The 10,397-nt window shown below is 41.4% G+C and carries 11 protein-coding genes; 1 reads left to right on the forward strand and 10 read right to left on the reverse strand.

Features of this window, described 5'->3' with window-relative positions:
* Nucleotides 1-158: 158 nt before the first annotated feature.
* Together aqpZ and eco are read right to left on the reverse strand one after the other, a co-directional pair.
* Complete coding sequence (gene aqpZ / locus AACX38_RS02250) at nucleotides 159-854, reverse strand: aquaporin Z (RefSeq protein WP_099121943.1); 696 nt, start codon at nucleotides 852-854, stop codon at nucleotides 159-161.
* A gap of 222 nt (nucleotides 855-1,076) precedes the next feature.
* A complete protein-coding gene (eco, locus tag AACX38_RS02255; RefSeq protein ID WP_228865649.1) occupies nucleotides 1,077-1,550 on the reverse strand; it encodes a serine protease inhibitor ecotin in 474 nt (157 codons plus the stop codon).
* A 271-nt stretch (nucleotides 1,551-1,821) separates the two neighbouring features.
* Here eco and AACX38_RS02260 point away from each other — a divergent pair, with 271 nt between their 5' ends.
* Nucleotides 1,822-2,049, forward strand: coding sequence for a YdcH family protein (locus tag AACX38_RS02260; protein ID WP_099121944.1), 228 nt, complete (start codon nucleotides 1,822-1,824; stop codon nucleotides 2,047-2,049).
* A gap of 170 nt (nucleotides 2,050-2,219) precedes the next feature.
* Here AACX38_RS02260 and AACX38_RS02265 read toward each other — a convergent pair whose 3' ends face one another.
* From AACX38_RS02265 to AACX38_RS02300, 8 genes are all read right to left on the reverse strand, one after another.
* Nucleotides 2,220-2,468 (reverse strand): ogr/Delta-like zinc finger family protein, encoded by a 249-nt coding sequence (locus AACX38_RS02265; protein ID WP_099121945.1) that lies wholly within the window; start codon nucleotides 2,466-2,468, stop codon nucleotides 2,220-2,222.
* Between the two features lie 99 nt (nucleotides 2,469-2,567).
* Nucleotides 2,568-4,031, reverse strand: coding sequence for a phage late control D family protein (locus tag AACX38_RS02270; RefSeq protein ID WP_228865650.1), 1,464 nt, complete (start codon nucleotides 4,029-4,031; stop codon nucleotides 2,568-2,570).
* The gene (locus tag AACX38_RS02275; protein WP_228865651.1) at nucleotides 4,028-4,534 is read right to left on the reverse strand and encodes a phage tail protein; all 507 of its coding nucleotides are present in this window, start codon (nucleotides 4,532-4,534) and stop codon (nucleotides 4,028-4,030) included. Before AACX38_RS02275 ends, AACX38_RS02270 begins: the two co-directional genes overlap by 4 nt.
* On the reverse strand, nucleotides 4,534-7,662 hold the full coding sequence (locus AACX38_RS02280; RefSeq protein WP_228865652.1) for a phage tail protein: 3,129 nt from the start codon (nucleotides 7,660-7,662) through the stop codon (nucleotides 4,534-4,536). The genes AACX38_RS02275 and AACX38_RS02280 overlap by 1 nt, the downstream gene beginning before the upstream one ends.
* On the reverse strand, nucleotides 7,655-7,777 hold the full coding sequence (locus AACX38_RS02285) for a GpE family phage tail protein (protein ID WP_086955987.1): 123 nt from the start codon (nucleotides 7,775-7,777) through the stop codon (nucleotides 7,655-7,657). Before AACX38_RS02285 ends, AACX38_RS02280 begins: the two co-directional genes overlap by 8 nt.
* An 11-nt stretch (nucleotides 7,778-7,788) precedes the next feature.
* Nucleotides 7,789-8,106: a phage tail assembly protein gene (locus tag AACX38_RS02290; protein WP_099121949.1), complete on the reverse strand. Its 318-nt coding sequence runs from the start codon at nucleotides 8,104-8,106 to the stop codon at nucleotides 7,789-7,791.
* A 98-nt stretch (nucleotides 8,107-8,204) separates the two neighbouring features.
* Nucleotides 8,205-8,723 carry a phage major tail tube protein gene (locus tag AACX38_RS02295; protein ID WP_038265769.1) on the reverse strand — a complete coding sequence of 173 codons (519 nt, stop codon included), beginning with the start codon at nucleotides 8,721-8,723 and terminating at the stop codon, nucleotides 8,205-8,207.
* A gap of 11 nt (nucleotides 8,724-8,734) precedes the next feature.
* Nucleotides 8,735-9,907 (reverse strand): phage tail sheath protein, encoded by a 1,173-nt coding sequence (locus tag AACX38_RS02300; RefSeq protein WP_228865653.1) that lies wholly within the window; start codon nucleotides 9,905-9,907, stop codon nucleotides 8,735-8,737.
* Nucleotides 9,908-10,397: the final 490 nt, after the last annotated feature.

Here is a 10,397-nt window from a genome sequence, read left to right on the forward strand (position 1 = left end):
TATTAATACATAATTAAATTTTCATATTAATATTACTATATATACTACCATGACATTCTTAAACATTTACTCTATAAGAGCTAATTAATATCCTTTATTCTACATGTAAAAATGCCACGCTATTGCATGGCATTTAATAACAGAACAACATTTATCATTTACTCATTTTTTTGCAATAACCATCTATATATCAAACCGCCAATAATTCCACCAATCAAGGGAGTTAGCCAGAATAACCATAACTGTTCTATCGCCCAGGTTCCTTGAAAAATAGCCACTCCTGTACTTCTCGCCGGGTTAACTGATGTATTTGTTACAGGTATACTAATCAGGTGAATCAGAGTTAACGCTAAACCAATCGCCAATGGCGCAAACTTAATTGATGCATTTTTATCTGTTACTCCAAAAATCACAATCAGAAAAAATGCGCTTAATACCAACTCAATGATAATGGCAGATTGTAATGAAAATCCTCCGGGAGAATGTTCCCCATATCCATTGGAAGCAAAACCGCTTTCCGTTGCATCAAAATCACTCTGACCACTGGCTATTAAATACAATACCGCGGCGGCGGCAATTCCGCCAACCACCTGAACAATAATATAAGGAATGACATCTTTGGCTGGAATACGTCCACCAACAAATAGACCTAATGTGACAGCCGGATTAAAGTGCCCTCCTGAGATATGACCGACAGCATATGCCATAGTCACAACTGTTAAACCAAAAGCCAGTGATACTCCCACAAAACCAATTCCAAGCATTGGGAATGCCGCAGCTAAAACAGCACTTCCACACCCTCCGAACACTAACCAAAAAGTTCCTAAGAACTCTGCCGATAATTTTTTAAACATTATATGATTCCTCAACGATACCTGCATGAATGCAAAAGAATCCAAACAAAGTTTAGTTAGTATTTTTAAATATGTGCAAGGATCCGTCAGCAGAAAATAGATGACAAGAAAATATGGAGAGTAGTGATTTCAATAATTAGCAAGGATGTATTTATTTAATCAACATAACAACCTGAGTTTATTGATATTAAACTCAGGTTGTTGAGTTACTTAATTAGTAATTTATTTCTCTACTGATCCATTGATCTTATCTGATGCCTGCCAAATACGATATTTAACTTTTATCGTCTTCGGTGTATATACTACGATTGGTAATTTACTGTTATAACGTATAAATGCATCCTTATCTAAATTCACTGTCACGAACTTCATGGTTTTTTTCTGATCTGCACAGGCCATTTTGGTTGACATTGGACCAGCTACTTTATCCAATTCATAATAATTGTATCCCCAACCATCGATATTTTTGGTTTCAAGCTTTCCACCAAACCAGTGATGATTGCAATCTACCATCATACTTTTGCCAATCATCAATTCGACCATGTAATTATTTTCGTCCTTTTCAGGTGATAGCGTAATTACACTGCGAACCATGCCCTCTGAAGGTTCAGGGAATGGAGCCAGGTCATTAGTTTTATCAGCCTGGGCATAAACAGAAACGCTCATAGCAGCTAAAGCAAGTAGATACTTTTTCATTTTTTCACCTCTTGGTATGTTTAACAACGCAAGAGAATCATAACAGCGAAAATTCAGTAATAAATTATGCTTTTTTGGCAAGGTACTGATTTTTACCACTATTATTTTAAAAGGAAATAACACCTCCTTCAGGATAGAATAAATTTACATTAACAATCATAGAGATACGCCATTTTTATAAAATATTTTTTATGTGATATCTCTCAAATCTGGTATTACAATGGGCTGCTACACTCATAGTGTGGTAGTAAACTTCGTAATTGGAGGTCCCATGTTTCCAGAATTTGCAGAAGATCGTGATTTAGTATCCAACCTGAAAGACTCCCACCCTCGTTTCCAATCCTTGTTTGAAAAACATAACCGCCTTGACCATGAAATATCGCAGCTTGAAGGCCCTAATGGGGCTGGCTATAACGAAAAAGTCGTGCGATTAAAAAAAGAAAAACTCCATATAAAGGATGAGATGCAAAGGATTTTACAGGCGGAATCTCAGAAGTAATCCTGCCATAGACTGACGCCTGCTACGCTGAAAAGCGGGCGTCTCATGAAGACATTGGTTTTTGTTGTTCCTCAACCATAAAGTTCTCAATAAGAGAACTTTTAATTATCAATATCCATAAAAAAAGCCACCGTAAAGGTGGCAAAAACTGGAGCAAGGTTTTTTATTATTTATTGGGTGACAGCAGCTTGTGGCGCAGCTTTCTGGCGAGGTTGTCTCTTAGTTTTTGCCCTCGGATGCGGCGTAACACTTTCAACATCGCCTGGCTTAGAAATAAAGCGCACAAACGTTTCATGGCTGACGAACGTTGCTCCACAATTGATATTCTGGCATTGGTTATAGCGCTCTTTTGTTTGGCTTGAATGCTCAAAGCTACTACGGGTATGCGCTGATTGATTACAAAGAGGACACTTAATCATAATTGTTCACCTTTCTTGAAAGCATTGTTTTTGGAATAACAGTCTTGAAATAACACCATCTCGTCTGGTGAACAATATATCAAAGATCTCATATCGAGATCAAGTGTTTGTTTTGGGATCTTTCGCTTCTGGTTTAATTTCAACCTCATCAAGTTTAACCTCAAGATCTAATGAGGTTGTGAAACCACTGTCATTAAGGTTGTGAGTGACTTTAACGATTGTCCAGTCAGTGCCGTCGATTTCTTTTTTAAATCCCTCAATATGCACTGGCATTTCAGGATAAAGCTCAGCACGCCCTTTCGCTAAAGTAATAGAGAACTGTGCTACACCTCTCTGTAATTTTTTCCAAGCTGCTTCAGCTGCACGTCCTGCCTCTTCTTTGCTGGAATATATACGAGAAAGAGTCAGAACATTTTCACTTGAACCTTGCAAATATTGCTTGGATTTTTGTTGTTCTGTGGTTACTTGTTCATGTTCAACTACAGACTCTTGTTGTTCTTCATAAGAAAAACTTCCATCAACGCTAAAGCTCTTGTCACTTCTCTTTTCTCCTTTACGAGCGGGCTGAACATAAGAAGGTTTATGCTTTTTTGCTCCCCTTTTTGATAGATCCACCCTCCCTGATTTATGTTTAGGCTTTCCTTTCTCCTTTTCCGGGAATTTTTTGTCTTTGTTTTTAGAACCTCCTTCTTTTTTAGGTGGCTCTTTATTTGATGGCTTATTTTTTGTCGTATCCGTTTTAGTACTTTCATATTGAACTGATACTTCAACCTTGGCACTTTTGGATTCTCTCCGCTTATACTCCACCGTCTGTTTAGCCGTTGTACGTGTATCCAGCCACTGCGCTATTACTCCGGTGTAAGACTCACGATCTGATAGTGTAAATCTGTGATTATCGCCAGAATTACGGATAATTTTGACCGGAGGAATAGGCGTACCACTGCCTGTTTCATTCTCTCCTTGACGAATAAACAACAATTCGCCATTTTTGACCGATGCAATCGCCCCTTCCTGCTTCGCTACTCTAGTCAAAAAGCTTACGTCAGATTCATTAGTCTGATCGATATGCACGGTGATGTTTTTTAAAGTATCACTAACCTTAAAGTTCAGTTGATTTCTTGTCGCAACCGTACTAACTATAGTTTCTAACGTGTGTTGATGGTAAGACAACTCGCGCTTAACGTTCAGATAACCACGTAAATCAACACTGCGGGCACGTATAGTTACTCGATCAGGAGCACCAACATGTTCAATTTCATCAACAACGAATTTTCCTTTTGGGGTTAAAGGGTAGCCATGCCACCCCAATTCCAATGTCAAAATATTGCCTCTTGATGGCAGTTTGAGTTCACCATTTGCATCATCCAGTTCAATATCAAGCTGATCTGATTCCCCTCCTCTATTATCCGTCAGAGATAAAGACATTAAACGTGACTGTATTTTTCCGGTAATATCCTTATTATCGATTTCTAAGCGAAAAGCTGGTGCTCCCTCTTTGCCTGTAATCAAATCGAATTGAGGTATCCAACCTGTATTTGGTACCCACTGTTTGAAATCGATCATGAGAAGAACTCCTTAACTGTCTTTATACCGTCATCCTTCTGTTTCGAAAGCTCATCCCATGAGTTAGGCATTTTGCCTTTAATATCCGTCAGCTGTTGCTGCAAATCGCCCAACATCTCCAACAGATTGTTATCAACACGCCGTAGTGTTAGCGTAAAGCTGATTTTACGGGGCGCACCACCTGACATAAATTCCGTTTTTGTTTGATCAATGCTTTCAATAACAAACATGCCATAAATTGCGCCACTACCATCAATCAAAGACCATGCTTTGCCACTATCAGCCATCAATTTCAATGCTATTAGCGACAAGGAGCCACCTGTCAGTTCAGGATAAAGATCTCCAGATAACGTTACTGTATCGTTATCCGGACCCACAAATTGCCATGCAGGCCGTGCTCCCACACGGCTATTGAAGGCATGTCTCCAACTTTGTTTATGTTGAAAACTTTGGTATGGCGTGGTTTTCAGCATAAAAACAAATAAACCAAGTGCTGCCATCATCAGAAATCTTCTCCTCTGTCAGAAAGTGAGCTACGCATACGGGCTTGCTGCATACGTTCCCTTTGTTCCAGTTCCTGCCTGACCATTCGGGCGATATCCTGCGCGGACTGTCCCTGAGAGCCATAGACATAAATGTTATATTGCGGTGCTGCACCACTAAATTGCTGTGGCTGGCTTCGCCCCTGTTTTGCCTGAACTTCCTCATAGGCATGAGCAGGCAGACTTTGTGCATGTAACGGTGCGTCCTGCGCTGCAACAGGTAATGACATCGCGCTGATGGCAACGCCCACGGCTGCATACTTCGCCGTATCTAAACGACTAGTAACACTTGCCCCGCCACTAACAAGTTCAGGACCGCGTTCTCCAACAATGGCTGTTTTTCCAGCAGGGACATAGCCACCTTTATCGTATAGGGGCGGCTGTACTTGTTTAGCCTGCTGAGCCGTTTCATTTTTAGTAATTTCCTCTGTTTTCTTTAGTGCAACTTCCTTTTTCTCATCGCCTTTCCACCATGATGTGAAGACGTCAGTAATAGCAGAAATCTTACCTTTCAGTGCTTCCCATTTTTCCTGAATACCAGTCAACAGATTATCGATCATATCCGAACCGGCAGTTTTTAATTTCTCTGGAATAGCCTGAACATCGGCAACAATTTCATCCCATTTATCTGAGATTGATTTTTTGACACTTTCCCAAATTTCAGATGTATTCTGTTTAACTGACTCCCAGGCACCACTGATTGTTGACTTGACCCATTCCCAAGCTTCCGAAGCACTTTGTTTAATCGTGTCCCAGTTATTGTAGATAATGCCAATTAAGCCACCATCCATGAAAAAGCTCTTAATACCTTCCCACGCTATACTGACAAGGTTTTTAATTCCTTCCCAAGCACCACTGAAGATATTTTTCACACTATCCCATAAAGCCATAAATTTCGGCCCCAATGACTCCCAATTCTGCCAAATATAAATAGCAGCCATTGAAATGACACCAATAATGGCAAGGATTGGATTCGCCATCATAACGCGCCCGACAACCATTATTGCCCGTCCAATACCACTAAAAGCATTACCTAAAAGGCCTAAACCTTTTGTGCCAATATTTGACAGAATATTTATGCTATTGCCTAAAAATCCAAAAACCTTTTGACCAATATTACCTAATGCACCTATATCTCGCCTTGGTTGCCCAAATGCATCGTTTTTCCCGCCTTTATTAAATAATGTTCCGAAGGCAGTTCCAAGAAGTCCGAAAACTCTTGCACCAATACTACCCAGAATATTCAAGCTCATTCCTAAAGAAGCAAATATTCTTACACCTATCTGACCAAAGATATTTAAGCTAAACCTTAACGAAGCAAACGCCTGAATACCTATCTGCCCCAAAATACGCAGGCTGACGCGTAAAGAGCCAAAGAGCCTGACGCCAGCTTGGGAAAATAAACCTAAGCTAAACCTTAACGAAGCAAATGCCTGAATACCTATCTGCCCCAAAATACGCAGGTTGACGCGTAAAGAGCCAAAGAGCCTGACGCCAGCTTGGGCAAATAGACCTAAGCTAAACCTTAACGAAGCAAATGCCTGAATACCTATCTGTCCCAGAATACGCAGGCTAAGGCGTAAAGAACCGAAGAGCCTGACGCCAGCTTGGGCAAATAGACCTAAGCTAAACCTTAACGAAGCAAAGATTCTAATTCCTAATTGTCCAAATATATTTACTCCAACCCTTAAAGAGCCGAAGGTTCTAATTCCCAGCTGACCAAATATATTCAAACCTATTCGCAACGAGCCAAATATTCGTAGACCTAATTGTCCAAAGGTACTCAGTCCAATCTTTAAAGAGCCGAAGGTTCTAATCCCCAGCTGACCAAATATATTCAAACCTATTCGCAACGAGCCAAATATTCGTAGACCTAATTGTCCAAAGGTACTCAGTCCAACCCTTAAAGAGCCGAAGGTTCTAATTCCCAGCCGACCAAATATATTCAGGCTTATCTTCAATGAGCCAAATATTCGTAGACCTAACTGTCCAAAGATACTCAGTCCAATCCTTAAAGAGCCGAAGGTTCTAATTCCCAGCTGTCCAAATATATTCAAACCTATTTGCAACGAACCAAATATTCGTAGACCTAACTGTCCAAAGATACTCAGTCCAATCCTTAAAGAGCCGAAGGTTCTAATTCCCAGCCGACCAAATATATTCAGACTTATCTTCAATGAGCCAAATATTCGTAGACCTAACTGTCCAAAGATACTCAGTCCAATCCTTAAAGAGCCGAAGGTTCTAATTCCCAACTGACCAAATACATTCAGACTTATCTTCAATGAGCTAAATATTCGTAGACCTAATTGCCCAAAGATACTCAGTCCAACCCTTAAAGATCCGAATATTCTAAATCCCAACTGACCAAATATATTCAGACTTATCTTCAATGAGCCAAATATTCGTAGACCTAATTGTCCAAAGACATTCAGCCCAACCCTTAAAGATCCGAATATTCTAAATCCCAACTGACCAAATATATTCAGACTTATCTTCAATGAGCCAAATATCTTCACCCCTAACGTACCAAGAATATTGAATCTCATACCCAATGAGCTAAATATATTAATGGATAGTGAAGCAAATATACGAACACCTACTTTTAACGAACTAAAAACCCTTATGCCAACATTACCGAAAATCTTTATTCTGGCGTTGATATTAATAATCAATTTATCTAACAAGGTGAAATTGTTAGTTATATTCCCAGTGACACCAAGATTAACTTCACTTTTCTTGCTAGATGAATTTACTTGGCTGACACTCTGAGTTATTTGAGTAATGTTGACTGATTGACTCGCAGCACTCACCTGCGTCATTCTTGACGAATTCTGCTGCGCAGAGAAAGATTGCTTAATTGTTTGATTGTAGGCTTTAAGATCGGCACGCATACGCGCAGTTTCCTGCGCATATCCGACAATAGGTTTTAAACTTTCAACGGTTTTATTGAGCTTTTTAAACTGATTATGAATTTTATCTGTTGTATCCACCAGTTTTTTCTGATGCCGTTGAAAAGATTTAAAGGAACTGGTCAATTTACTTACGGCACTGAGTACCTTGTTTACCTGTGATTGTATATTACTCATTCTCCGCACCACTTCTTAAAATGGCCCGATGTCGCCAGTCCAATAATTCCGACAGTGACATTTCATCTGTATCTGCCGGTCTCCAGTGAAAAACGGTGGCAATATCTGCCACCAGTTCATCAACGGTTAATCGTTCTGGGAATCGGACTTGACCGACTTCGGCAACAAAAAATTGACCACCTCCACACTGAGATTAATCAGATCACCGGGTGACATCATCATCAGGTCATTCTTGGTCAATGCAGGTGTGGTGACACGTGGCAGAATCAGCAACATAGAGTCCACATCCATTTCCAGCAGTGCCTGTAAACGAGCACCGCGCAGAGCACCACTGGTAGGTTTACGTACCGTCACTTCCGTGATTTTTCCGTTGCCTCGCGCCAGTGGAGCTTCCAATTCGATTGTGCGCAGATCTTCATTTTGAGTTTTCAGTGCTTCAGTCATAATTCAACCTTGTTTATCCGAGTAAAAACCTGCCTCAGCCGAAAATATGCTGGGTGAGACAGGGAATAAGTTTTAAAATTTGCTAATTAAAAGAGCGATTAAAACAGACCGATAGCGCGGCGATGTTGTGCCAGACGATCTTCTCCGCCCACTTTTTCAACCATGTTGACGGTATCGATTTCAATCAGTTCCTCGCCATCCCAGGTCAGTTTGAAGTAAGTGTTTTTAGCGGTAATTTTGGTTTGTGTGTTGTCGCCTTGTTTATAAGTACCGTGATCGAACTCCTGGAAGCGGCCACGCATCACAACTTCAACTGCAACCACATCACCTGTATCTTCGCGCTCAAAAGAGCCAGCAAAGCGCAGCATGACACCATCCACTTGAGCGATGCCCCACTGTTTGTACAGCTGAGATTCGATCCCGCCCAGAGTGAATTCCGCATCCAGTGCGCCTTCATCCAGACCCAGATCCACCATTGCGCTGCCGTTCATACCGGCACCACGATAGGCTTCCAGTTTGCGGCTCAGTTTAGGAAGCGTCAGTTCTTCCACGATACCCTGATAGTTGTTGCCATCGTTGAACAAGTTCAGGTACTTAAGTTTGCGAGGTAATGCCATCAGTTAGCCCCTTATTTATTGATACTTTTCGCGAAATCCATCAGGTAACTATCTGTAATGCGCTGGCGTAACATCATGTTTTCCAGTGGCGGTACAGGGGTATAGTCGTAATCGATGGTCAGTTTGCCTGCTTTCAGAGTGTCTTTATCGTTGATTTTGTCGTCATACCAGCAACGACCATCAATGATGTAACCACCCGCTTTCAGTTCGCGGAACTTAGCATTAATGCCTTCAATAATGTCGCGTACCAGTGATGGAGTCAGTGGTTTGTCGATTGCCCACATATGTGCGTCAGCCATGGTGTCAGCCAGAACCTGCGCGGTGCGGGTATAGCTTTCGAATTGGAACAGCGCATCATCAGAACAAGTGCGGGAACCCCAGAAACGAAAACCGTTTTTGCGGATCAGGGTAGTAACACCACTTTTGTTCAGCAAATCAGCGTCAGTCGCAGTATCTTGCAGATCCCAGAAGACATCAGCAGACAGACCAGTCACACCATTGACACCAACGTTTGACAGAGTTTTATGCCAGCCGGTTTCTTCGTCAATTTTGGCACGCAGACCCAAAGCACGAGCAGTTGCAAACGCGATAGATTCGCTGTTAGTAACAGTATCCCAGCTCAGGAAGTCAGGCCAAATCAGCATCAATTCACGTTGATTGAAGTTGTCACGATATTTGATAACTTCAGAGATATTTTTGCAGCCATAAGCGCTGACATACGCCATTGCTTTCAGTTTCTGGGCAACGCTTGCCAGTTCAGCAGCCACTGCTTTTGAATCCAGACCCGGAACACCCAAAATACGTGGTTTAACACCGAGCTGGCTTTGTGCCGCCAACAGTGCCTGCATACCGGTTTTCTTACCAGCTTCGGTAACACCACCGATAATGTTAGAAATTGTTGCTTCTTCAGATTCGCCCTCTTCCACACGAACCACCACAGTCACAGGCAGAGCCTGAGCAGCGATTGCTTTCAATGATGCGGACAAAGTGCCTTTTTGCCCGGCTTTACCACTGGCGCTCATAACGTCAGTAAGCAGAACCGGAGTATTTAATGGAAATGTTTTTGCGTCTGCGTCAGGACCAGTACAAACCATACCTACGATAGCGGTGCTAACGGTAGTGATGGTACGAGTACCTTCGTTAATTTCCTGTACACGGACTCCGTGATGATAATCTTGTGCCATATTAGCGTTCTCTCCTGTTAAGGTGTGGGCATATATTGGCGGATTAGATGAGGGAAATCATTCGATTGGCGGTGTGTGAAAGGAGGTACAAATATGGTTTGATATTTTATTTATTAATCAAATTGATAGCCTTTATTTTTGTTTTTTTAAATGGATCGAGAAAGTGGCCATTTTAATGGAAAATGTCTTTGGCTAGCTGAATAGCTACTTTGTTTTCTGCCCGTAAATCCGCTCAAAATTTATTCTTTTTCGTAGTGTTAGCAGTAATTCTAAGTTTTGGTTGTTTTTTGATGGGGGAAATGGGAGCGTTTCTTCCATCAATTTTTGGTTTTTGAGTTTAGAGGCGCTGGATCTTAGATGGGATCATAAAAATCTAGGATTGTAAAAAACCTCGGGTTAACGGAAACCCAAAAACAAGCACAAAATGCGTTACCACACAGCGGAGGCCAAGTCACCGGGGATCTCACAATTACTACGGACTCTGAAATAG

Source organism: Xenorhabdus sp. PB30.3 (assembly GCF_963895965.1).
GTDB classification, from domain to species: Bacteria; Pseudomonadota; Gammaproteobacteria; order Enterobacterales; family Enterobacteriaceae; genus Xenorhabdus; species Xenorhabdus stockiae.